The 22,828-nt window shown below is 71.8% G+C and carries 18 protein-coding genes and 1 pseudogene; 7 read left to right on the forward strand and 12 right to left on the reverse strand.

What is annotated here, in order from left to right:
* Positions 1-41 precede the first annotated feature (41 nt).
* The gene (locus ACIQH8_RS05205; RefSeq protein ID WP_400995595.1) at positions 42-1,382 is read right to left on the reverse strand and encodes an aminotransferase class V-fold PLP-dependent enzyme; all 1,341 of its coding nucleotides are present in this window, start codon (positions 1,380-1,382) and stop codon (positions 42-44) included.
* Positions 1,383-1,717: 335 nt separating this feature from the next.
* Between ACIQH8_RS05205 and ACIQH8_RS05210 the strand changes: the two genes are divergently transcribed.
* Positions 1,718-3,313 (forward strand): stealth family protein, encoded by a 1,596-nt coding sequence (locus ACIQH8_RS05210; RefSeq protein WP_400995732.1) that lies wholly within the window; start codon positions 1,718-1,720, stop codon positions 3,311-3,313.
* On the opposite strand, the gene ACIQH8_RS05215 is transcribed toward ACIQH8_RS05210, so the two are convergent.
* From ACIQH8_RS05215 to ACIQH8_RS05225, 3 genes are all read right to left on the reverse strand, one after another.
* A complete protein-coding gene (locus tag ACIQH8_RS05215) occupies positions 3,303-4,250 on the reverse strand; it encodes a phosphodiesterase (protein WP_400995597.1) in 948 nt (315 codons plus the stop codon). The genes ACIQH8_RS05210 and ACIQH8_RS05215 overlap by 11 nt on opposite strands.
* A gap of 136 nt (positions 4,251-4,386) precedes the next feature.
* Positions 4,387-4,962 (reverse strand): hypothetical protein, encoded by a 576-nt coding sequence (locus tag ACIQH8_RS05220; RefSeq protein WP_400995599.1) that lies wholly within the window; start codon positions 4,960-4,962, stop codon positions 4,387-4,389.
* A gap of 120 nt (positions 4,963-5,082) precedes the next feature.
* Positions 5,083-5,904 carry a universal stress protein gene (locus ACIQH8_RS05225; protein WP_400995601.1) on the reverse strand — a complete coding sequence of 274 codons (822 nt, stop codon included), beginning with the start codon at positions 5,902-5,904 and terminating at the stop codon, positions 5,083-5,085.
* Positions 5,905-6,011: 107 nt separating this feature from the next.
* On the opposite strand from ACIQH8_RS05225, the gene ACIQH8_RS05230 reads away from it, so the two are divergent.
* The 3 genes from ACIQH8_RS05230 to ACIQH8_RS05240 all read left to right on the forward strand — a co-directional run bounded on the left by ACIQH8_RS05230 (position 6,012) and on the right by ACIQH8_RS05240 (position 9,076).
* Entirely contained in the window at positions 6,012-7,730 is a 1,719-nt protein-coding gene (locus ACIQH8_RS05230) for a GAF domain-containing protein (RefSeq protein WP_400995604.1), read from the forward strand.
* Complete coding sequence (locus tag ACIQH8_RS05235; RefSeq protein WP_400995606.1) at positions 7,727-8,368, forward strand: response regulator; 642 nt, start codon at positions 7,727-7,729, stop codon at positions 8,366-8,368. Before ACIQH8_RS05230 ends, ACIQH8_RS05235 begins: the two co-directional genes overlap by 4 nt.
* Positions 8,369-8,506: 138 nt before the next feature.
* Positions 8,507-9,076, forward strand: a complete 570-nt coding sequence (locus ACIQH8_RS05240; protein WP_400995608.1) for a GIY-YIG nuclease family protein — start codon at positions 8,507-8,509, stop codon at positions 9,074-9,076.
* 85 nt (positions 9,077-9,161) lie between these two features.
* On the opposite strand, the gene ACIQH8_RS05245 is transcribed toward ACIQH8_RS05240, so the two are convergent.
* Positions 9,162-11,177: a DEAD/DEAH box helicase gene (locus tag ACIQH8_RS05245; RefSeq protein ID WP_400995610.1), complete on the reverse strand. Its 2,016-nt coding sequence runs from the start codon at positions 11,175-11,177 to the stop codon at positions 9,162-9,164.
* Between the two features lie 64 nt (positions 11,178-11,241).
* Positions 11,242-12,201 carry an aldo/keto reductase gene (locus tag ACIQH8_RS05250; protein ID WP_400995613.1) on the reverse strand — a complete coding sequence of 320 codons (960 nt, stop codon included), beginning with the start codon at positions 12,199-12,201 and terminating at the stop codon, positions 11,242-11,244.
* 88 nt (positions 12,202-12,289) lie between these two features.
* On the opposite strand from ACIQH8_RS05250, the gene ACIQH8_RS05255 reads away from it, so the two are divergent.
* Positions 12,290-12,970: a hypothetical protein gene (locus ACIQH8_RS05255; RefSeq protein ID WP_400995615.1), complete on the forward strand. Its 681-nt coding sequence runs from the start codon at positions 12,290-12,292 to the stop codon at positions 12,968-12,970.
* Positions 12,971-13,082: 112 nt separating this feature from the next.
* Positions 13,083-13,370: an iron-sulfur cluster assembly accessory protein gene (locus ACIQH8_RS05260; RefSeq protein ID WP_400995617.1), complete on the forward strand. Its 288-nt coding sequence runs from the start codon at positions 13,083-13,085 to the stop codon at positions 13,368-13,370.
* A gap of 80 nt (positions 13,371-13,450) precedes the next feature.
* Here ACIQH8_RS05260 and ACIQH8_RS05265 read toward each other — a convergent pair whose 3' ends face one another.
* The 5 genes and pseudogenes from ACIQH8_RS05265 to ACIQH8_RS05285 form a co-directional block, all read right to left on the reverse strand.
* Complete coding sequence (locus ACIQH8_RS05265) at positions 13,451-14,701, reverse strand: MFS transporter (RefSeq protein ID WP_400995619.1); 1,251 nt, start codon at positions 14,699-14,701, stop codon at positions 13,451-13,453.
* A pseudogene (locus ACIQH8_RS05270) lies at positions 14,631-14,912 on the reverse strand (MFS transporter); the annotation flags it as partial. The gene ACIQH8_RS05265 and the pseudogene ACIQH8_RS05270, both read right to left, overlap by 71 nt.
* A 22-nt stretch (positions 14,913-14,934) precedes the next feature.
* Positions 14,935-15,843, reverse strand: coding sequence for an alpha/beta fold hydrolase (locus ACIQH8_RS05275; RefSeq protein ID WP_400995621.1), 909 nt, complete (start codon positions 15,841-15,843; stop codon positions 14,935-14,937).
* Positions 15,844-15,931: 88 nt separating this feature from the next.
* Complete coding sequence (locus tag ACIQH8_RS05280; protein WP_400995734.1) at positions 15,932-17,323, reverse strand: MFS transporter; 1,392 nt, start codon at positions 17,321-17,323, stop codon at positions 15,932-15,934.
* Between the two features lie 170 nt (positions 17,324-17,493).
* Positions 17,494-19,542 (reverse strand): hypothetical protein, encoded by a 2,049-nt coding sequence (locus tag ACIQH8_RS05285; protein ID WP_400995623.1) that lies wholly within the window; start codon positions 19,540-19,542, stop codon positions 17,494-17,496.
* A gap of 236 nt (positions 19,543-19,778) precedes the next feature.
* Here ACIQH8_RS05285 and ACIQH8_RS05290 point away from each other — a divergent pair, with 236 nt between their 5' ends.
* A complete protein-coding gene (locus ACIQH8_RS05290) occupies positions 19,779-21,575 on the forward strand; it encodes an acyl-CoA dehydrogenase (protein WP_400995626.1) in 1,797 nt (598 codons plus the stop codon).
* Positions 21,576-21,844: 269 nt separating this feature from the next.
* Here the strand turns inward: ACIQH8_RS05290 and ACIQH8_RS05295 are convergent, their stop codons facing one another.
* Positions 21,845-22,684, reverse strand: coding sequence for a hypothetical protein (locus ACIQH8_RS05295; protein WP_400995628.1), 840 nt, complete (start codon positions 22,682-22,684; stop codon positions 21,845-21,847).
* Positions 22,685-22,828 lie beyond the last annotated feature (144 nt).

Consider the following 22,828-nt stretch of genomic DNA (forward strand, 5'->3'; position numbering starts at 1 on the left):
CGAACCAGTGTAGGCGCGTCGCGCAGGAGTCGATCCCCGCGTCAGGCGAAGCTCGGTCGCAGCCGGTCGTCGGTGCGCGGACACCACCCCGCAGGCGTGCGGTCGTACGCGAAGACCGGGCCGTCGGCGACGAGTCGGGCGAGCGCGTCGAGGAAGCGGTCGACGTCGTCGGCCGACGACCCCGCGCCGAGGCTCACCCGGAGCCCGTTCGCGCGCGTGGCGAGCCGGTCGAAGAACGGGTGGGCGCAGAAGCGCCCGGCCCGCACCGAGATCCCGTGCTCCGCCGCGAGCGCGGCGGCGACGAGCCCCACCGATCCGCGCTCGAGCTCGATCGTCGCGATCCCGAGCCGGTCGTCGAGGTCGGCGAAGCCGCGCAGCACCCGCACGCCGGGCTGCGCGGTGAGGCCGTCGTGCAGGCGTGCGGCGAGCGCGGCCTCGTGCGCCCGCCGGGCATCGTCGCCGAGGCGCTCGAGCTCGACGAGCGCACGTGCCAGGGCGGCCGCCCCGACGACGTTCGGGGTGCCCGCCTCGTGTCGCTCGGGCCCGGTCTTCCACGAGGCGCCGTCGACGGTCACCGCCTCGACCGCGCCACCGCCGGCGAGATGCGCGGGCGCCGCGTCGAGCCAGTCGGCACGGCCCACGAGCGCGCCGGCCCCGAACGGCGCGTACGCCTTGTGCCCCGAGAAGGCGAGGAAGTCGATACCGGATGCCTCGAGGTCGACGCGGCGGTGCGGCAGCAGCTGCGCGGCATCCACAGCCAGTCGCGCGCCATGCGAGTGGGCGAGATCCGAGAGCACGTCGAGCGGGAGCACCTCGCCCGTGAGGTTCGATGCGCCGGTCACCGATAGCAGCGCCGCGGGGCGGCGCGCCAGCTCCGTCGCGAGCGCGTCGAGTGTGGCCGCGAAGCTCCGATGCGCAACGACGACGCGTCGACCGCCGCGTTCCCACGGCAGCAGGTTCGCGTGGTGCTCGACGTCGAGCACCACCGTCTCGCCGGGCACCGCCCCGGCGAGCAGGTTCAGCGCGTCAGTGGTGTTGCGCGTGAACACGACCTGGTCGTCCAGCCGCGCGCCGACGTGTCGCGCGACCCCGACGCGCGCGTCCTCGAGCAGCGCGGTCGACGCCTGCGACGCGTACCCGGTGCCGCGGTGCACGCTCGCGTAGTACGGCAGCACGGCGGCCACGTGCGCCGCGACCGACGAGAGGGCCGGGGCGGATGCCGCGACGTCGAGGTTCACGTGCCGGACCCGACCCCCGCCGAGCACCGGCACCTCGAGCCCGGCGTCGACCAGTTCGGCGAGCGCACCGGGTGCGCCCGGTCGGGCGACGGCGCCCGGCGCGGCGGGTGCGGCGACGGGCACGGTGCTCGCGATGCTGGTCATGACGCCTCCTGGCTGGCGGGTGCGTCGAGGCTACGGAAGCCCGCCGCGGCGCCTCAACGCCGGCCCGTCACCGTGCGTCACGACGCGACACGCGGCGCAACACGTGACCCGTCGCCGAGCCCGGAGTCAAGCGCCCCGGCCGCGCCCGCGCGCGGTCGTACGATTGACCCAGCCGGCGCGCTCGCGCCATCCGCCCACCCCGAACCGGAGCACCCCACGACGTGACGACGAACGAGCCCGACCAGCCCCGCGACGACCGCACCCCGATCGAGGGGGACGCCTTCCACCGGCGCGTGCCCGACGGTCGCGGACTGCAGCTCAGCGGGGTTCCCGAGCTGGTCCTCGTCGAGCCCGACGCCGAGCATGCACGGTTCGACCGCGACGACCTCGTCGTACGCCGCGGCCAGTTCGCGTTGCGGAACGGGCACGCGACGCCGCACGAGTCGATGGTCGAAGACCTGCTCGCCGTGGCATCGGCCCTCGACGCCGCCCGAATCGACTACCTGCTCGTGCGCCGCGACGGCGGCCGGCCGGTCATCGCCGTCGACCGTCGCGACCGCAAGCGCGTCGTCCGCTCGCTCGCGAGTGCCTTCGCGAACGAGCCGTTCTACTCGGCGACGCTCGTGCCGGAGACGTCAGCCGACGCCCCCGACGTGCTCGTCGCCGACGGCCGGCTGTCGGGCAAGCGCAAGCCCCTCGCCGTGCGCCTCTACCGGCCCCGCATCGAGCCGGTCGGCCGCCTGCGCTACGGCGCGGAGTCCGCGGTCCAGCTCGAGTTCTGGCGCTTCGGCGACGACCTCATCGAGGCGCCGATCGAGAACGCGCTCATGCGCCGCACCCTCCCACGCAGCGAGGCCGTCGAGGAGACGGTGCACCTGCACGGCCGCGACTGGCGCACGCTCGAGCACATGTGGCAGCCGCTCGCGAGCGACGTCGACTTCGAGATCGACATGGTCTTCTCCTGGGTCGACGGTTCCGACGTCGAGTTCCTCCGCGAGCGCGCACGGCGCATGCAGACGTACGTGGTCGGCGAGGGCGACGACTCCGAGGCCCGCTACCGGCAGATCGACGAGCTCAAGTACGCGCTCCGCTCCGTGTACCTCTTCGCGCCGTGGGTGCGGCGCATCTTCATCTGCACCGACTCGCGGCCGCCGGCGTGGCTCGCGAAGCATCCGAAGGTCACGATCGTGCGTGCCGAGGACATGTTCGCCGACACCTCGGTGCTGCCGACGTACAACTCCCACGCGGTCGAGAGCCAGCTCCACCGCATCCCGGGCATCGCCGAGCACTTCCTGTACTCCAACGACGACATGTTCTTCGGGCGGCCGGTCTCGCCCGACCTCTTCTTCTCGCCGGGCGGCGTGACGAAGTTCGTCGAGGCGGGCACGCGCATCGGCCTCGGCGAGTCCGACCCGAGCCGCTCGGGCTTCGAGAACGCCGCGCGCGTGAACCGCGCCCTGCTGCGCGAGCGGTTCGGCAAGGTGACCACGCGCCACCTCGAGCACTGCGCCGCGCCGCTCCGGAAGAGCGTGATGGCCGAACTCGAGGCGACGTTCCCCGACGAGTTCCGCCGTACCGCGGCGAGCCGGTTCCGCTCGGCGACCGACATCTCGGTCACGAACTCGCTGTACCACTACTTCGCACTGCTCACGGGGCGCGCCGTCGTGCAGACCGACGCGAAGGTCAAGTACATCGAGACCACCCTGCAGCGCGCCCTGCCCGCCATGAAGCGACTGCTGAAGCGCCGCGACATGGACATGTTCTGCCTGAACGACGGCAGCTTCCCCGAGATCTCGGTCGAGGAGCGCACCGAGGCGGTCATCGACTTCCTCGAGCGCTACTTCCCGTTCGCGGCGCCGTGGGAGAAGCCCGAGACGGATGCCGCGGCGCGGACGCGCGCGACGGAGAGCCGGCCGAGCCTCACGGCCTGACGAGCAGCGACGCGGCGTCGGGTGCGGTCGACCCGGCCGCAGGCGTCGACACGGCGGCATCCGGGATCACGATGCCGTCGGCCGCGAGGCGGCGCGCAGACTCGTCGGCGTCGATGAAGTCGAGCGGCGCGTGATCGCCGAGCGGCACGACCGAGTGCAGCACGGTCGACGGGTAGACGTGCACGAGGTTGAAGGACCGGGCCCCGTCCCATCCGCGCGTGCCGCCCGTCGGAACGGTGAGGTCCTGCGTGTAGCAGCTCGCCGACGCGACCGACACCGGGATGCCGGCGAACGTCGCGGTCGAGGAGTAGTGCAGGTGCCCGGCGATGATCGAGCGGATGTCGCTGCCCGCGACGACCTCGGCGAGCGCGGCCTGGTCGCGGAGCTCGACCGAGACGGCCAGGTCGAGCACGCTCGGCACGGGCGGGTGGTGCATCGCGAGGATCGTGCCGTGCGGCGCGGGGATGGCGAGTTCCTCGGCGAGCCAGTCGAGCTGCTCGCCCGTCACCTCGCCGTGGTGGTGGCCCGGAACGGTCGAGTCGAGCGTGATCACCCTGAGGCCGTTCACGTCGTCGACACGGTCGACCGGGCGCTGCCCGCCGATGCCGTCGGCGAGCAGCCCTCGGCGGAACGCGTCGCGCTCGTCGTGGTTGCCCATGACCCAGATGACGCGCGTGCCGAGCCGCGCGGCGACCGGGTCGACGATGCGGCGGATGAGCTCGTACGCCTCGGGCTCGCCGCGATCGGCGAGGTCGCCCGTGAAGACGATCGCGTCGGGTCGTCCGCCGGATGTCTCGAACTGCTCGAAGACCTCCTGCAGGTGCCGGTCGGCGGCGACGCGATCGTAGAGCCGGCCGCCTCCGGCGAGCAGGTGCGTGTCGCTGACGTGGAGGAGGAAGTGCGACGGCCGGGGGTGCTCGGCCTGCCGGGTGCTCACGTGGGCTCCGATCGTTGCGGGGTACGTCCGGGTGGACTCGACGCTAGCGCAGCACACGCCTCCGAACGATCGGTGAAGACGGAGTGTGTCGGAGCTGAACGGCCGACCGGCACCGCCGGGCGTGCCGCGGGGCCGGTCAGTCCTTCGTCTTGTCCGGACGGTTCGTCGCGCCGGGCGGGTCGGGTCGGCCGTTGCCGGTGGGCTCCTCGGTGGGCTCGACCGGGTCGGTCGTCGGCTCCGGTTCGGTGGTCGGGGTCGCCTCGGTCGCCGGGCCGTCGGTCGGCGCCGTGGGGCCCGATGTCGGTTCGGTCGTCGGCGGGGGCGCGGTCGTCGCGCCCGGGGATCCGGTCACCGGACTCGGCATCACGAACTCCGAACCCGGCTGGGGGCGCGTGCCGTCGTCGACCGACTCGGTGCTCTCGGCCAGCGGCGGCTGCGCGATCATCGCCGCCGTCGCGGCGAAGGCCCCGCTCGAGACGACGAGCGCGCCGACGATGAGCACGAGCACGCGGTGCGCGGCCACCCACGGCAGCACCGGCCCGGCACGGAAGCGTGCGACCCACCGCGCGACGACCGTGAGCGCGATCGCCGCGGCAGTCCCGGCTGCGGCGACGGTCCGGCTCAGGGGACCGGTCGCAGCGACGGCCGGGGCCGCGTGACGGCCCCGTCGGCCCTCGCCCGCGCCCGCACCCGGGTCTTCCATGCCGTCCATCGCCTCGTCCGTCGTTCCGTCGCAGTGCAGCAGCATACCTTCGGAACGACGTCCGCACCTCCCGAACGGGGGGTCTTGACGTGGGCGTGCGGATGCGGCATCCGCTCGCCGTCGCGACGGTCAGGCGACCGCCCAGCCGACGAGGACCGCCTCGACGGCGACCTGCGGCACGACCACGACGGGGCCGGCGAGGTTCATCAGCAGGTCGGAGTTCGTGCGCCCCAGCGGAAGGAATCCGCGGCTGGCGACCCGTCGTCCGGTCACGGTCAGCACGGCGCGGCGCGACACCGCGATGAGGGCGTCGGCCGCGTCGCCGCCCATGCTCCGGATGTCGACCTGGACGTCCGAAGCGAGGTCGTCGACGATGGACCCGGCCCGTTCCAGCGCCCGCTCGTGCACGTCGTCGCCGTCCGCCGCGCGGAGCAGGACCAGCGGTTCGCCGAGCCGGCTCGCCTCGTCGACGGCGAATCGGACCGCCTCATCGCTGTCGGGCCCGTCGGAGACGCCGACCGCCACGCCCGAGCGGCCCCGCCACGAGGTCACCGGCACGACGGCGCTCGGTGACGCGGCGACCGCGGCGAGCTGCAGGCTGCGCGAGCCCATCGCACGGCCGTGGAAGTAGCCGACCTTGTGCGTGCCGACCACGACGAGGTCGGCGTCGCGCGACGCCTCCGCGAGCGTCAGGATCGGGCTGCCGACCGCGACGATCCCGGTGATGTCGACCTCGGGCGCCGAGCGTCGTGCGACGTCGACCTCGCGTTCCGCCCGCTCCTCGGCGGTCGCGCGGAGCTCGACGAGCGCCGACCCGCCGAGGGTGCCCCATCCGTCGTCGACGACCGTGACCAGCACGAGCGCGTCGCCGGTGCGCTGCGCTCGGCTCGCAGCCCATTCGACGGCGGCACGGCTCGCGACGCTTCCGTCGGCTCCGACCACGATCGTCATGCGTCCAGCATCCGCGCCGACGACCCCCCGTCCGGGGCCTTTGGTCCCTCGCCCGGTCGCGACACGCCGAGTGGTAGATTCGCACCATCCGCCCGGAGGGAGGTGGCATGCAGCACCCCGCGCCGCTGTCGTTCCCGGAGGGTCCGCGATCCGAGTTGGATCGCACCCTCGGCGAACTCGTGGAGCGCGCCGGCGAGGTCATGCGCACCCAGGGCCGGCTCCGCGCGCTGCTCGATGCCACGCGTTCGGTGATCGGCGAGATCGAACTCGACGAGGTGCTGCGGAGCATCGTCGCGTCGGCCGTCGAGCTCGTCGACGCGGAGTACGGCGCGCTCGGCGTGCTCGCCCCGCAGGGTGGCCTCGAGGAGTTCGTGCACGTCGGCATGCCCGAACAGGCGGTGCAGCGGATCGGTCACCTCCCCGAGGGCCGCGGGCTCCTCGGGGCGCTCATCGACCACCCCGATGCCATCCGGCTCGATGCGATCGCCGACGACCCGCGATCGGTCGGGTTCCCCGCGGGCCACCCGGCGATGGGGTCGTTCCTCGGCGTGCCCGTGCGCGTGCGCGACGAGGTCTTCGGCAACCTCTACCTCACGAACCGACGCGGCGGCACGTTCAGCGACGAGGACGTCGAGCTCATCTCCGCGCTGGCGACGGCGGCGGGGCTCGCCATCGACAACGCCCGGCGCTACGCGGAGGCTCGGACGCGCGAGGCGTGGGCCGCGGCATCCGCCCAGGTCGTCTCGGCACTCCTGACCTCGTCCGTCGAGGGTTCGGCGGCACTCCTCGCCGACGAGCTGGTCGACCGCGGTGCCGCCGATCGTGTCGCGATCCTCGTCGGCGACGATCGCACGTCGGTGCGTGTGCTCGAGGTGCGCGGCGAGGACGCCGACGCCTGCCTCGCGGGCACCGTGATCGACGCGGAACGCACGCTCGGGGCGGTCGTGCTCGAGGGCGGCGAGACGCGAGCGACCCCGGGCGGGCGCGTCGAGCCCCCGGACGCGCTCGCACTCCACCACGACGGCTCATGCGGGCCGGTGCTCTTCACCGCGCTCCGCTCGGGCGGGTTCCCCCGCGCGGTGATCGCCGCCGCGCGCCAGCCAGGGGCGCCGCACTTCACGGCCGCCGAGATGCGCATCGCCGAGGACCTCGCCGACCGGGTCTCCCTGGCCCGCGAGCTCGCCGCGGCGCGCGAGGCGCAGCAGCGCGGGCTCCTGCTCGAGGACCGGGCGCGCATCGCGCGCGACCTGCACGACCACGTGGTGCAGCAGCTCTACGGCGCCGGGCTCGACCTCGAGGCCGCGGCGGCGGACTCCCCCGGTGCCGTGGCCGAGCGCCTCGGATCGGCCGTCGAGGCGATCGACGAGGCGATCGCGCAGGTCCGCACGATCGTGTTCGCGCTCACCCCGCAGGACGGCGGGGCACCGACGCTGCGCCACCGCGTGCTCGACCTGGCCGGCTCCGCGTCTCGCCATCTGCCGCAGCCGGTGGCCGTCTCGTTCGCCGGGCCGGTCGACCTGCTCTCCGAGGGGTCGCTCGCCGACGAGCTGACCGCGTCGGTCCGCGAGCTGCTCTCGAACGCCGTGAGGCACTCGGGCGCGGCATCCGTCACGCTGAGCATCGTCGCCGCCGAGGGTCGCGTCACCGCCGAGGTCGCCGACGACGGGCGCGGTATCGGCGACGCGGTGCGGCGGAGCGGCCTGGAGAACCTGCGGGTCCGGGCCGAGCGGCTCGGCGGCGCCTTCGACCTCGACAGCAGCAGCGCCGGCACCCGAGCCCGGTGGACCGCCCCCATCACCCCCGCGGAAGGAGACCCGCACACATGACCCGAGTGTTCCTCGTCGACGATCACGAGATCGTCCGACGCGGCGTCGCCCAGCTCCTCGACCGCGAGCACGACCTCGAGGTGGTCGGCGAGGCCGGCACCGTCGCGCAGGCGCTCGCCCGGATCGAGGCGACCGCACCGGATGTCGCCGTGCTCGACATGCGACTTCCCGACGGCGACGGCATCGACCTCTGCCGTGAGTTGCGGTCGCGGCATCCCGAGCTCGCGTGCCTCATCCTCACCGCGTACGACGACGACCAGGCGGCGATGTCGGCCGTGCTCGCCGGCGCCGCCGGGTACGTGCTGAAGAACGTGCGCGGCACGACGATCGTCGAGGACGTGCGGAAGGTGGCATCCGGTCGCTCGCTCATCGATCGTTCGATCGCCGCGCGGGTGTCGCAGCAGGCGACGGCCGACGAGCACGACGACCCGCGCTTCAGCGCGCTGAACCTCCGTGAGCGGCAGGTGCTCGCGCTCATCGCCGACGGTCTCACGAACCGGCAGATCGGCGAGCAGCTCGGCCTCGCCGAGAAGACCGTGAAGAACTACGTGTCGGGGCTGCTCTCGAAGCTCGGCTTCGAGCGTCGCACGCAGGCGGCGATCTACCAGATGGAGCGGCGCGCGCACGGCGACGCCTGACCGCGGCGGGCGTCGCGTCTCGCGCACGCGCCCGAGCGTTCGAGTCTCGTTTCTGCGGTGGAGGCAGGTTCCGTCTCGTACTCCACCGCAGAAGCGGGACTCGTACGCGCGTCAGTGGGGCGGCGTAGCGTGCGGGGCATGGCGACGGATGCCGCGGCCTGCACGGCCGTCGACGAACGCGGGCCGTGCGGCGCACCCGCCGAGTCCGACGCTCCACTCGCGCTGTGCGCACCGCACCTGCTCGCCGCGCACGACTGGGTCGCGCGCGAGCACGGCGTGACCGACGTCCTTCCGGGCGCGTGCCTGCTGTGCGGGTCACGGGTCGGCGTGCGCTACCCCTCCGGGTGGGTGTGCGCGGTCTGCGAGTGGCGGGTGGGCGAGGTTCCGGATGGCGAGCTGCCGCCGCCGCGCGTCGACGTCGTGTACTACGTCCGCTGGCGCGAGCGCGTCAAGATCGGCACGTCGTCGAATCCGCGGCGGCGCCTCGCGGCGATCCCGCACGACGAGGTGCTCGCGTTCGAGCGCGGCGGTCGCATGCTGGAGCAGCGCCGGCACGCGGAGTTCGCGGCATCCCGGTGGCCCGGCGGCGAATGGTTCCGCTTCGACGAGCCGATCGTGCGGCACGTCGCCGGGCTCGCCGCCGGCGACGAGGACCCGTGGGACCGCTACGACCGCTGGCGTAGCGAGGAGCTCGCCCGGCGCGGGTGAACGCCCGCACCCTTCGATCCCGTGCATGAGAATCCGGCGCACCCCGGTGGGCCGGGGCATCGGCCGGATCCTCACGCAGGGATGATCACGCCTTCTCGGACTTGCCGTGTCGCGGCTTGCGCGGCTTGCGGTCGCCGTCGTCGCGGCGATCGCGGTCGTACCCGCCGCCCTGTCCGCGGTCGCGGTCGTACCCGCGGTCCCGGTCGCCGTCGCGCCGGTCGCGGTCGTACCCGCGATCCCGGTCGCGGTCGTACCCGCGGTCCCGGTCGTACCCGCGCCCGCCGCCGCCCTGCCCGCGGCCCCGGTCGTAGCCGCCGCGGTCGCGGTCGTACCCGCGGTCGCGGTCGTACCCGCGCCCGCCGCCACGCCGGTCGTCGTACTGGCGGCGCGGCCGCCCGCCGGTGTCGAGGCGGAGGTCGATGAGACGCCCGGAGATGCGCGTGTCGGCGAGCCGGTCGAAGACGTCCTTCGGCAGGTTCGCGGGCAGCTCGACGAGCGAGAAGTCGGCCTGGATGCGGATGGCGCCGAAGTCGTCGCGCGCGAGTCCGCCCTCGTTCGCGAGCGCGCCGACGATCTGCCCCGGCATCACACGGTGGCGCTTGCCGACATCGAGACGGTAGGTCGCCATGCCCTCGCGCGGCTGGCGCGGAGCGCGGTCCCGATCGCGGTCGCCGCCGTCGCGCCCGCGGTCGTCGCGGTCGAAGCGGTCGCGGCCGCGCTCGCGCGGCGCGGGCTCCGGCTCGGGCTCCATGAGCAGCGGCGAATCGCCCTGCGCCACGACGGCAAGGGCCGCGGCGACATCCGTCTCGGGCACGTCGTGGTGGCGCACGTAGTGGGCGATGATGTCGCGGAATCCGCCGATGCGCTCGGTCTGCTCGAGTGCGGCCGAGATGCGGTCGTCGAATCGCGAGAGTCGCGACTCGTTGATCTCGTCGACGCTCGGCAGCTGCATGGGCGTCATCTGCTGCTTGGTGGTGCGCTCGATGCGGTTCAGCAGGCCGCGCTCACGCGGCGTGACGAAGCTGATCGCGTCGCCGGTGCGGCCGGCGCGACCGGTGCGTCCGATGCGGTGCACGTACGGCTCGGGGTCGGTGGGGATGTCGTAGTTCACCACGTGCGTGATGCGCTCGACGTCGAGGCCGCGGGCCGCGACATCCGTCGCCACGACGATGTCGAGCTTGCCCGACTTCAGGGCCTCGACCGTGCGCTCGCGCTGCGCCTGCACCATGTCGCCGTTGATCGCCGCCGCTTCGTAGCCGCGCGCGCGGAGCTTCTCCGCGAGCTCCTCGGTCGCGTTCTTGGTGCGGACGAAGATGATGACGCCCTGGAAGTCCTCGACCTCGAGGATGCGGGTGAGCGCATCGACCTTGCGGGCGTGCGCGACGACGAGCACGCGCTGCGTGATGTTCGCCGAGGTCTGCGTCTTCGTCTTGACGGTGATCTGCTCGGGGTCGTTCAGGTACTGCTCCGACATGCGGCGGATCGCCGCCGGCATGGTCGCCGAGAACAGTGCGACCTGCTTGTCGTCGGGCGTGTCGGCGAGGATCGTCTCGACGTCCTCGGCGAAGCCCATCTTCAGCATCTCGTCGGCCTCGTCGAGCACAAGGTACTTGAGGCCCGACAGGTCGAGCGTGCCCTTGTCGAGGTGGTCGATCACGCGACCGGGCGTGCCGACGACGATGTGCACGCCGCGCCGCAGCGCCGAGAGCTGCACGCCGTACCCCTGGCCGCCGTAGACGGGCAGGATGTGCAGGTCGGGCAGGTGCGCGGCGTACTTCTCGAACGCCTCGCAGACCTGGAGTGCGAGCTCGCGGGTCGGGGCGAGCACGAGCGCCTGCGGGCTGCGGTCGGAGGTGTCGAGGCGCGCGAGGATCGGCAGCGCGAAGGCCGCGGTCTTGCCGGTTCCGGTCTGCGCGAGGCCGACGACGTCGCGCCCCTCGAGCAGCGTCGGAATCGTCGCGGCCTGGATCGCTGAGGGCGTCTCGTAGCCGACGTCGTCGAGCGCCTTCAGCACCGGCCCCTCGAGTCCCAGATCGGCGAAGGTGGGCGTCGTGGGCTCCTCGGGAGCCTCGGCCTCGGTGGAGATGTCGTCGGAAGTCACATTTCAGGGTAGACCTCGGCCCTGTGCAACCGCCCCATGCGGTGACGGATGGCGCGGATGCGCCCTACGCCCAGGCGCGCGCGCTGCGCGCCGCCCAGTACGCGGCCGGGTCCTCCGCGAGCTCGACGAGTGACGCGGCATCCGTCGCCGCGCCGGGCGCACGCGAGGCGAGGTTCGCGTCGAGCTGCGCCGTCGTCATCGCCCCGGAGAGCACGACGTCGGCCCACGGCTGGGCGCGCGCGGCGCCGAGCGCGAACGCGTCGAGCGTCTGTCCGTCGGCCGCGGCGAGCGCGGCGGCATCCGTGTCGTCGCCCGCGGGCGTCAGCCGTCCGTTCGCGACCGCCTCCTTCACGACGACGAACCAGCCGGCGTCGTGCGCCCGCGCGAGCGCGGGGCCCGCCGAGGGTTCGAGGAGGTTCCACGTCGCCTGCACGGTGCCGAACGGCGAGTCCGGCAGGACGCGGGCCGCGTCGAGCGCGTCGGCCTGGTGCGGCCCGCTGGTGGAGATGCCGATCGAGATGCCGGATGCCGCGAGCTCGCGCAACCGGTCGAGCAGCGCCTCGTCGGCGAGCGCGGGGCTCTCTGGGGTCAGCGAGTGCACGAGGTACCGGTCGGGCGGTCCGCCGAGCGCGGTGAGGGTCTCGGGCCACTGCCGCTCGAGCACGGCGAGCGAGTGCTCCTTGCGCTCGTGCACGTCGGCGTCCATGCGCCAGTCGCCGACGTAGGCGTAGCCCCACTTCGACTCGACCGCGAGCTCGGCGCGACGCTCGGGGTGCGCGGCGAGCCAGGATCCGAGGAACTCCTCGGCGCGCCCGTACGACCGGGCGGCGTCGACGAAGCGGATGCCGCGTGCCCACGCCGCGTCGAGCATCGCGTGCGCCCGGCTCCGCATCGCCTCGACACTGCGGTCGTCGCCGAGCGACTCGCCTCGACCCGCGGTGATGTACGCGGGTCGGCCGAGGGCCGCGAGCCCCAGGCCGAGCGGGGCGAGCCGGGGCGTTCCGGGTTCCGGCGATTCGTGCACGATGCGTGAGCCTACGCGCCACCGGCGAGCGTCGCATCGGCGGAGTACGCTCGTCGGGGATCGGACGAGACGGAAGCGGAGGCCGGGCGTGAGCCGAGGGAGCGAGCAGCGTCAGGTGACCGTCGACCGGCTGACGCGCGCGGCGCGCGTCGCGCTCGGGTCGGGGCGCGCACTCGACGACGGGCTCATCGCCGACATCTGCGAGCAGAACGGCGTGGACCCGAAGGCGTTCCGCCGCTTCTTCGCGACCGACGACGAGCTCCTCGACGCCGTGAACGAGCAGCTCGTGCACGACTGCGTGAGCCGGCTCCGGTCGGCGGTCGACGCGTTCGACGCGATCCACGTCGTCGAGCCGGAGGACCGGGGCGAGGTCGGCGGGGCCGCCGACGCGGCCACTGCGCTCGAGGTCGCGGCACGCATGCTCGCCGACTCGTGGCCGCTCGACCGTGGCGGGCTCATCATCCGCGCCCAGCGCCGGCTCCAGGCGCTGACCTCGCAGGGCGGCGATGGCGACGCCGCGGCAGCCGCCGAGCGGTCGTTCGTCGAGCGCCTGGTTCCCGTGTTCGAGGACCTCATGGCCAAGCTCGACCGGCGCTTCACGTGGTCGTCGACGCTCGCGGTGCGCGTCGTCGTCGACACGTACGAGCGGTCGTTCGAGAGTTGGCTGCTCATGGGCAACCGCGAGGAGGACTTCGACGCCTCCCCCTACGCGACGCGCACGCTGCCCGTGCTGCTCCGGGGAACCAGCGAACCGCTGCCGCCGGCCTGAGCGCGACGCGCGGGGAGCGTGAGGGTACGCGACGAGCGAAACGCCCGCAGCGGGGTGGCGGTCCTCCGCCCGATCTGGAATCGTGGCCGACTCGCGATCAGAGGAGGACGACATGCTCACACTGACCGACACCGCGGCGACCGTCGTGAAGGAGATCGTCGCCGGCAACGGCGCCCCCGAGGGATCGGGGCTGCGCATCGAGGCCGAGGACCAGGACGCCACCCAGTTCGGCGTCTCGATCACGCCCGCGCCGGAATCGGGTGATGCCGTGGTCGAGCAGTCGGGTGCACGCGTGTACCTCGGCGAGCGCGCGACCATCGCGCTCGACGACAAGACGCTCGACGCCAGCGTGGCGGACGACGGACGCGTGTCCTTCGACATCCTGCCGCAGGCGCTCTGACGGAGCTCCCGCGCCGCGTGCGGCGCGCAGGTGACGGGTCGGCCCGCCGGACTTCGGTTCGGTAGGCCGACCCGCTTCGCCTATCGGGTCCTCCGTGGGTCGATCCCGGGTCCAGACGGATCGTCGCCCGAGGCCGACGTCTCCCTCCGTCCGGAGGGCGTCCGCGTCCTCGACCCCTCGGAGCGGATGAGTGCGATCGCGACGATCGTGCCCACGACGCCCAGCACCGCGTCGACGAGGAGCGCGTTGCGGATGCCGGCCGTGAGCGCCGCGGCGGCGAGCACGATCGCGGTGTTCACGCCCAGGCCGAGCGAGCCGCCCGCGACGTTGCCCATGTAGACGATGCCGCCGGCGAGGCTGGAGTCCTCCGGGCGCACCGCGGTGACGGCGGCCGTGGTGACCGCCGAGAAGTACAGGCCCACGCCGATGCCGCACAGCACGAGCCCGGGCACGAGCGGGAGGTAGCCGGTGCCGATCACGAGGGCGATGACCAGCACGCCGGCCGTGAGGCAGGCCGCGCCGATCCCGACGACGAGTCGGCTCCCGATGCGGTGGTAGAGCGGGCCGGCCGCGAACGAGACCGCGGCGAAGGTGAGCATCATGGGCAGCAGGCCCGCGCCGGCGGCGAACGCGCTCCACCCGAGTTCCTTCTCGAGGTACTGCGGCACGTAGACGAGCACGCCGAAGAAGACCGAGCCGAGCAGCACGATCGAGATCAGCGCACCGCTGAACTGCCGGCTGGCGACCACCCGCGGCGGAACGAGCGCATCGTCGCCCTGGCGGCGCTGCACGAGCACGAACACGGGCAGCAGCAGCACGCCCACCGCGATCATGCCGAGCACCCACGGCGACGCGAAGGTGTTCGCGCTGCCGACGTCGAGGGCGACGAGCACGAGCACCACCGCGGCCGACAGGCTCGCGATTCCCGCGACGTCGACGCGGATGCCGCTCCCGCGCGTCGACTCCGGCACGTTCCGGATCACGACCAGCACCGCGAGCAGCGCCACCGGCACGTTGACGAAGAAGATCCACCGCCAGCCGAGCGTGTCGGTGAGGATGCCGCCGAGCAGCGGCCCGATCGAGTTGCCGAGCCCCGCGACGCCGATGATGAGCCCGCCCGCCAGGCCGCTCCGGGACTTCGGGATGATGTCGTAGACCATGCCGAGCACCGATGGCCACATCATCGCCCCGCCGATGCCCATGAGCGCGCGCGCCGCGATGAGGAGCCCGATGTTCGGCGCGAGCCCCCCCGAGCAGTGAGAAGGTTCCGAAGACCAGCGCACCGATGACGAAGATGCGCCGCCGGCCGAAGAGGTCGGCGAGCCGCCCACCCGTCACGATGAGCACGCCGAAGACGACGGTGTACCCGTTGATGACCCACTGCGCCCGGTTGAGGGTCGTGTCGAGGTCGTTCTCGATGCTCGGCACCGCGACGGTCAGCGCCGTGAAGTCGTTCGCGACCACGAGGATGCCGAGCGACAGCGCGACCAGGGTGACGATGGCGCTTCGGTCGAGGCGGTCGGTCGTGCTCGGTTCGGCCATGTGCCCTCCCGGGCGGGTGCGCTCAGTCGTCCTTCGCGGCCGGATGGTGCACGCCCCGGTGGATCTCGACCACCCGGGCGCCGCCGGTCCACGTCGGGTCGTCGAGGATCGACAGATCGTCCATGAACCGCCGGATGAGGTGCGCGAGCGCGCGGGCGTGGCTGAAGTTGATCGCGTGCGCGGCGCCCTCGATCGTCACGGCGAGCACGTGGTTGTCGACCTGCCCGGCCACCTCCTGCACGCGTGCGGGTCCGGGCATCAGCGGGTCGCGATCGCCGAGGACGACGAGCGTCGGCAACTGCAACTCGAGCAGGCGCTGGAGCGACGGGTACTGCGTGAGCGCACGGAACAGCTTGAGCGTGCTCGGCACCCCGAACCGCGCGTAGTCGGGCACGGCGACACGCGCCATCCGGGGCGGCTCGCGGGTGCCGTCCTGCGCGAGCTGCCCGATCGCCCGCCTCAGCGGCCGGTTGAACGCACCGCCGGCCGGCGAGACGAGGACGGCGCGCTCGATGCGGTCCGGGAAGCGGTCGGCGAACTCGAGGATGACCGGGCACCCCATCGAGTTGCCCACGAGGGTCGCCTTCTCGACGCCGCGGTCGTCGAGGAACCGGGCGGCCGCCTCGGCCAGGTCGGGGATGTCGAGGCCCTGCGGATGCCGGCCGCTGCGGCCGAAGCCGGGGAGATCGGGCACGAACGTGTGGAACTCGTCGGCGAGCAGTTCGGCGGTCGGCAGCAGGTATCGGCCGGACATGCCGAAGCCGTGCACGTGCATCATCACGCGCGCGCCCTCCGGCGGGTTCGGCGACTCCCGGTAGAACACGTCGACGCCGTCCACGACGGTCCAGCGGTCGATGAGGCGCGAGGCCGCGCGTCTCGGGGTCCGCCGCGCGCGCCACCGATCTGCGGCCACCGCGCTCGTCTTGGCCATCGACGCACCTCCTCGTCGGGCTCATCAGATCACGAACGCCGACCCGGCCGACGGGACCTCCGACCCACGGCAGGGACCCGCGGCGTGCTCAGTTCGCCGGCGCCGGCGTGTCCTGTTCGGCGGGCCGGTGCTCGATGTCGTCGACGTGGGCGCGCGGCATCGCGACGGCGCCGGCGATCGTCGCGACGGCGGCGATCACGACGCCGATGAACACGGCAGCGGATGCCGACTGGATCGCCGCGCCCGAATGGGGGCCGAGGCCCGACTCGCCGATGACGCCGTTGGCCACCGCTCCGAAGATCGCGACGCCGACGGCGCTGCCCATCGATCGGAGGAACATGTTCGCGCCGGTCACGACGCCGCGCTCCGACCAGGGCACCGACGACTGGGCGGCGATGAGTGTCGGCGAGGCGACGAGGCCCAGCCCGAGGCCGACGACGAAGCACGCGAGCGCGGTCGTCACGGGGTTCGGGACGAGCGTCGCGGCGACGAGGCCGAGCGAGCCGATCACGGCGATGCCGAGGCCGAGGAACGCCGTGTTCCGGAAGCCGATGCGCAGGTACAACCGGCCCGACTGCGACGCCGAGATCGGCCACCCGAGGGTGAGCGCGGCCACCGCGAGCCCGGACACGATCGGGCTGGCGCCGGCCGACACCTCGAGGAAGGTCGGCACGTACGAGGTCAGCCCGATGAGCACGGCGCCGACGCCGAGCGAGATGAGCGAGGTGGTCACGATGAGGCGTCGCGAGAACACCCAGAGCGGCAGGATCGGCTCCGCCGCCCTCCGCTCGATGAGCACGAACACGGCGAGGAGCAGCGCCGCGATGCCGAATGCGCCGAGACTCTGCCACGACGTCCAGGCCCAGGCCTGGCCGCCTTCGAGCACGGCGAGGATCAGGAGCGTGAGCCCGATCGTGAGCACGCTCGCGCCGGCGAGGTCGATGCGGTGCGTCTTGCGCTCGACCGTCTCGTGGTAGCTGCGGATCAGCATCCACGCGGCGATGAGGCTCAGCGGGATGTTGACGAAGAAGATCCACCGCCAGGAGAGAAACTCGGCGAAGAGTCCGCCGAGCGTGGGTCCGATGACGGATGACGCGGCCCACACGCTCGCGATGTACCCCTGCACGCGGGCGCGTTCCCGCACGGAGTAGATGTCGCCCGTGATGGTGATCGAGACCGGCAGCACCGCGCCGGCGCCGAGGCCCTGGATCGCGCGGAAGACGATGAGCGAGGTCATGTCCCACGCGAACCCCGCGAGGATCGAGCCGACGAGGAACGCGCCGATGCCGACGAGCATGATCGGCTTGCGCCCGATCGTGTCGGCCAGCTTGGAGTAGACCGGCACCGAGACGGCCTGGGCGAGCAGGTAGATCGAGAACAGCCACGGGAACTGCGCGAAGCCGCCGATGTCGGCCACGATCGACGGCACCGCTGTCGCGAGGATCGTCGCCTCGATGGCGACGAGTCCGGTGCACAGCATCAGCGCGGCGAGCACCGGCCCGCGCTCGGATCGCAACCCGACGGCGGTCTGTTCGGTCACGCGGTTCTCCTCACCGGGTCGGTCGAGGTGCGACCCGGCCCACTGAGGCCAACGCGATCGAGCGCCGTGCATTCCCGGAGCGGGGCGAGTCGGAGGAGGCGGCTGCGGCGTCAGTCGCGCATTCGCACGAGGATGCCGCCGGCGTAGCCGGTCGCCGCGCCGATCCAGACGAACGGCAGTCCGATGTCGAGTGCCGACAGCGTCATGTTCGGCGTGACCGCGAGGAAGACGAGGTAGCCGGCCGAGAGGAGCACGACGAGCACGGCCGTCTTGCGGGTCAGGCCGCCCTCCTTGCCCGCCATGCCGAGCAGCATCATCACCCCGAGGGCGACGAGCAGGATCCGGACTGGGCCTTCGACGAACTCCGACTCCAGACCGCCCGCCTGGGAGATCGCGACGGCGATCTCGAGGGGATTCAGGGAGGGCACGGAGAACGAGATGAACCAGGGCAGCAGCAGGGCGCCGACGATGACGAGGAGCGCTCCGAGGAGGATCAGCCATCGCCCGGCGGCCGGCCGATGGTTCGGCCGGACCTGCGCGATCTCGACGCTCGCGTCGAGGTCCTGGCTCCCGTCGGAGGCGGTGACGTGGAGCCGGCGCGTGCCCTGTTGGCCGGAAGGCGGGTAGGGGCTCGTGAGCGAGACCCGCGAGTACCCGATCGCGCCGGGCGCCACGACCACCGTGGCCGGGGCGAACGTCGCGCGTACGGCACCGTCGTCGGATCGGCCGGAGATCGCCACGTTCAGTGGGCGGACCCCGCGCCGGTTGTCGATCTCGACCGTGAACTGCCCCTGCCGGTGGTGGCCGAGGTCGAGGCGCTCGGGGTTCGCCCGCAGTTCGGCGGTCGCGATCGCCGCCGCAGAACTCGAGATCTCGAGCTGCGCCTGCCCCGAGACATCCGTCGTGCCGTCGCTCGCGACCACGGTGAACGGGTGCGTCACGTGCGTACCCGGCGGCGGCGCGTCGGCACGGACCAGGCCCCTCGCCTGCGTGATTTTCCCGGGCGCCGCGACGAACCGTGCGGGGATGAAGGCGAACGACAGCCGCTGCTCGGGGTCGACGCCCGTGAGGCCGACGATGACGCCCGAGTGCCCGCCGCGATTGTCGATGAGCACATCGAACTCGGCGTCGTGCGCGTCCTCCAGGCGGATGGCGCTCGGCTTGACCTGCACGACGATCGGCTCGTCGACCGGCGCCGCCGTGGTGCTCTGGACGAGCGTGACGGTCGCCGCGATCGGACCCTCGTCGTCGGTCGCCGCCACGGCGAGCTGCCGGTTGCGCTGCTGTCCGGGCGGCGGCTGCGGGGCCGTGAAGTCCACGTGCACCTCGGCCGTGGACCCCGCCTCGACCTCGACGCTCGAGGCGGCGAACCGGAAGTCGACCACGTCCTCGGGATCGTTGGCCGCCAGTGCCAGCGTCTGCGGGTGGTTCGCGGACCGGTTGTCGAAGTGCAGCGTGAAGGCGCCTTCGCCGGCGTCCTCCAGCCGGATCATCGCCGGGGTCGCCGTGACGCCGACCCGCGGGCCGTACTCCGGCACGTGGACGACGATCCCGACGACCGCGTAGCGCCTGGCATCCTCCTGCGAGCTGATCCGGAGCGACAGCTCGATGCGCTGGGCGACGACCATCGGTTCGGGCCGCATCACGAGGGACAGTTCGATGTCGTCGGATGCCCCCGGCATGAGGTGGACGTCGGGGCTGACCAGGTCGAGCCACTCCGGCTCGTCGATGATCCGGACGTCGTACCCGTCGACGACCTTCGTCGGGTTCTCGATCGCGAGCTCGACCGTGGCGGGTTCGTGGCGCGCGACGGTGACCTCCGGCGTCGTGACCGTCACCATCGGCGAGCCCGGCGCGGGCGCCGCGGCATCCGTCGTCGCCCCTGCGTCCTCGGGCGCACCCTCGTCGCCGTCGGCCGCGGCGTCGGCCGGTTCGGGCGGCTCACCTCCGCCGTCCGGCGCCGGTTCGGGCGCAGGCTCCGGCTCCGGCTCCGGCTCCGGCGTCGTGCCGCCGTCGGTTCCGTCGGTGGAACCGCCCGAGTCGCTCGCGCCGGCCTCGCCGGCCTCCGTGTCCCACCCCAGGTAGGAGTTGCAGTTCGTGCACCATCGCGCGTCGGGCGCGTTCATCGCACCGCAGTTCCAGCAGCTGCGATCGGCCATCCGGTCCCCCCGCTCACGGCATCGCGACGCCGCATCGCAGACGATGCCGTGACACCGATGTTAGGGAACCTCCAGCACGCTCGGCCAGTCCCGTGCCCCAACAGGCAGGCATCGATGCCCCGGCGCGGCACGCCCGACTGCAGGGAGGCACAACCTGCGGCCTGCTCCGACCGACGCGCTTCGTCGATAGCGACGAAATCGGCCCGCACCGGGAGCCCCGCGCCTACAGTCCGAAGATGACTGATTTCCGTCCGCCCGTCGCCGACCTGGCGTACACGCTCGCGCACGTCGTGGGCTACGACCGGGTCGCCGAGCTTCCGGGCTTCGAACACGCAGACCTCGACATGGTCACCGACATCCTCGAGGAGGTCGGCGGCTTCATGGCCGAGGTCGTCGCCCCCACCAACCGCGCCGGCGACCTCGAGGGCGCCCGCCTGAACGCCGACGGCACGGTGACCACGCCGACCGGGTTCAAGGAGGCGTACGCCGCCTACGTCGAGGCGGGCTGGGGCTCCGTCCCGCTGCCCGAGGAGTTCGGCGGCGGCGACTTCCCGCGCACGATCGGGCTCGCCATCCAGGAACTCATGATGGAGGCCAACATGGCCTTCTCGCTCGCGCCCCTGCTCACGCAGGGCGCGATCGAGGCGCTCCTGCACTACGGCAGCGACGAGCAGAAGCAGGCGTGGCTGCCGAAGATGGTCACCGGCGAGTGGGCCGGCACGATGAACCTCACCGAGCCGCACGCGGGCTCCGATGTCGGTGCCCTCACGACGAAGGCGGTGAAGCGGCCCGACGGCACCTACGGCATCACCGGCCAGAAGATCTACATCACGTTCGGCGACCATGACCTCAGCGACCAGATCGTGCACCTGGTGCTGGCGCGCACGCCCGATGCGCCCGCCGGCACCAAGGGCATCTCGTGCTTCATCGTGCCGAAGTTCCTCATGAACGACGACGGGTCGATCGGCGAGCGCAACGGCGTGCACACGCTCGGCGTCGAGCACAAGATGGGCATCCACGGGTCGCCCACCTGCGTGCTGTCGTACGAGGATGCCACGGGGTACCTCATCGGCGAGGAGAACCTCGGCATGCGCATCATGTTCGTGATGATGAACAGCGCGCGCCTGTCGGTGGGCACGCAGGGTCTGGCCGTGGCCGAGCGCGCGTACCAGCAGTCGCTCGAGTACGCCACGGAGCGCGTCCAGGGCCGCGCGATCGGCGCCACGCAGGACTCGGCGATCATCGACTTCCCCGACGTGCGCCGCATGCTCATGACGCAGAAGTCGTACATCGCCGCGCTCCGCCGCATGATGCTGCTGAACGCGGTCCAGGTCGACATCTCCACCCATCACCCGGATGCCGCGACTCGCGCCCGCGCCGACGAGATCGTCGGCCTCCTCACGCCGATCTGCAAGGCGTTCGGCACCGACCTCGGCAATGAGCTCACGTCGCTCGCGCTCCAGATCCACGGCGGGATGGGCTTCATCGAGGAGACCGGCGCCGCCCAGCACTACCGCGACGTGCGCATTGCCGCGATCTACGAGGGAACCAACGGCATCCAGGCTGCCGACCTCGTGGGTCGCAAGCTCGGCGTCCGCGGCGGACAGTCGTTCCTCGAGTTCATCGCGTCGATGCGCGAGCTCGATGGCGAGCTGGCGGGCGCGGGCGACGAGTTCGCGTCCATCCGGGCGCAGCTGAACACGTCGCTCGACATGCTCGAGCAGACGACCGCGTGGATGCTCAACACCGGTGCCTCCGACCCGAACTCGGTGCTCGCCGGCTCCACCCCGTACCTGCGTATCTGGGGGCTGGTCGTCGGCGGCTGGCTGCTCGCGAAGTCCGCGCTCGCCGCGCGCGGACTCGACGGCGACGCCATCGCGGCGACGCAGTTGCCGCTCGCCCTGTTCTACGCCGAGCAGCTGCTTCCGGCGGTCTCCGGTCTCGTCGCGCCCGCGACGGCCGGGTCGCGCGACCTGTTCGCGCTCGACGCCGACGCGCTCGGCGACGTGGCGCGGCGCGGCGCGCGCGTCTGACGCGTCGCACGTGATCGCGGGGGTCGCGCCTGACGGCGCGGCCCCCGCGATCGGGTGATCCGTCCGCGGATGATCGGCGCTCGGGGGCTCAGTCGAGAGCACCGAATCGTCTGAGGACCGTGATGACCATATGGCTGCGTAGAGCGGAACCCCCGAGGCAAAAATCGCTCTTGGCCGGCCCTACCTGGTGGCGGGCCCGGAGAATCAGGAATGTCATCAGATGCCGGAATATTTTCAGATGACGCAAGGTTTCAGGTGCCGGAAGGCAATCACGGCGGAGTGGCTACATCACCTGAATCGAGGGGGGACAACTCCAGCAACTCGACGACGCTACTCGCGCCTGCCTCGACGGCGACAGCCGCATTTCCTAGACCGGCAACGATATTGAGCGCCATCAGTAGCCCCGCTACCTTCTCGGCTACTGCAGATTCTTTCACTTTTCGACGAAGGTCGGGCCGACGTTGCAGCACGCCGATCAATTTGTCGAACTCCGCCAAGACTGCTTCGATTCCGCTCACCTGATAGAGATCCACAGCATCTAGCACGGCCTTTGCATGATGATAGAGAACCCTGCGCAATTCATCATCAAGTTGAGAATCTTGCGCAATCATTGCGACAAGACCCTCGGCGGCATCTCGCACACCTTCGAGCTGGGTCTCGGGGATCGGCGGTTGGTAAGGCGCAGAATTGTTCAAGATGTGGCTTGCAATATTGAGCGACTTTGTTGTTGCTTGATCGTAGCGAGTAAATTCCGAAAGGGGCTTGCTCGGCTTGGCGCCAAAGAGATCAAGGCACTCTCGGACCCTCGGCAGAGCTTCGAGGAGGGTATCCTTCGGTATCGGAGCGTTACTCATCGTCACAACTTGCAGATGCATCTCATCAGGAAGACGAAGCAATTCTGCTACCGCGTCATAGAACTTTGGCGAAGAGATGGAAATTTCGTCATCGTCACGTCGCTCAATATGCCCTTCGAGAAATTTCCGGAATACGTGACGCGTTTCAAATCTATCGCGTGCATTCGGATTAATGGCTAGTGCGTAATCGAACCATAAATAGAGTCTACCTGCGGGGTTTCGCCAATGTCCCGCTGAGTCCGCCCGCAGTTCCATGTATGACCTTCCTTCCGCGGTAGCGCGCTTGCCACACCCTAGCCGTCAAACCGTCATGTCGACGAGGGGGTCTGCTGCACGGGTAGGTGACACCTGAGCTGTGGTGCCGTGTGGCGCTGCTGGGAGGATGTCTTCATGCCCAAG

It is taken from the genome of Agromyces sp. GXQ0307 (genome assembly GCF_044769845.1).
Classification (GTDB): Bacteria; Actinomycetota; Actinomycetes; order Actinomycetales; family Microbacteriaceae; genus Agromyces.

What these genes read in the sequence shown, in the direction of transcription:
- ACIQH8_RS05205 (WP_400995595.1), bottom strand. Translation starts at nt 1,382, where the DNA reads ATGACCAGCATCGCGAGCACCGTGCCCGTCGCCGCACCCGCCGCGCCG.
- ACIQH8_RS05220 (WP_400995599.1), bottom strand. Translation starts at nt 4,962, where the DNA reads ATGGACGGCATGGAAGACCCGGGTGCGGGCGCGGGCGAGGGCCGACGG.
- ACIQH8_RS05225 (WP_400995601.1), bottom strand. Translation starts at nt 5,904, where the DNA reads ATGACGATCGTGGTCGGAGCCGACGGAAGCGTCGCGAGCCGTGCCGCC.
- ACIQH8_RS05230 (WP_400995604.1), top strand. Translation starts at nt 6,012, where the DNA reads ATGCAGCACCCCGCGCCGCTGTCGTTCCCGGAGGGTCCGCGATCCGAG.
- ACIQH8_RS05235 (WP_400995606.1), top strand. Translation starts at nt 7,727, where the DNA reads ATGACCCGAGTGTTCCTCGTCGACGATCACGAGATCGTCCGACGCGGC.
- ACIQH8_RS05240 (WP_400995608.1), top strand. Translation starts at nt 8,507, where the DNA reads ATGGCGACGGATGCCGCGGCCTGCACGGCCGTCGACGAACGCGGGCCG.
- ACIQH8_RS05260 (WP_400995617.1), top strand. Translation starts at nt 13,083, where the DNA reads ATGCTCACACTGACCGACACCGCGGCGACCGTCGTGAAGGAGATCGTC.
- ACIQH8_RS05275 (WP_400995621.1), bottom strand. Translation starts at nt 15,843, where the DNA reads ATGGCCAAGACGAGCGCGGTGGCCGCAGATCGGTGGCGCGCGCGGCGG.
- ACIQH8_RS05280 (WP_400995734.1), bottom strand. Translation starts at nt 17,323, where the DNA reads ATGCTGTGCACCGGACTCGTCGCCATCGAGGCGACGATCCTCGCGACA.
- ACIQH8_RS05285 (WP_400995623.1), bottom strand. Translation starts at nt 19,542, where the DNA reads ATGGCCGATCGCAGCTGCTGGAACTGCGGTGCGATGAACGCGCCCGAC.
- ACIQH8_RS05290 (WP_400995626.1), top strand. Translation starts at nt 19,779, where the DNA reads ATGACTGATTTCCGTCCGCCCGTCGCCGACCTGGCGTACACGCTCGCG.
- ACIQH8_RS05295 (WP_400995628.1), bottom strand. Translation starts at nt 22,684, where the DNA reads ATGGAACTGCGGGCGGACTCAGCGGGACATTGGCGAAACCCCGCAGGT.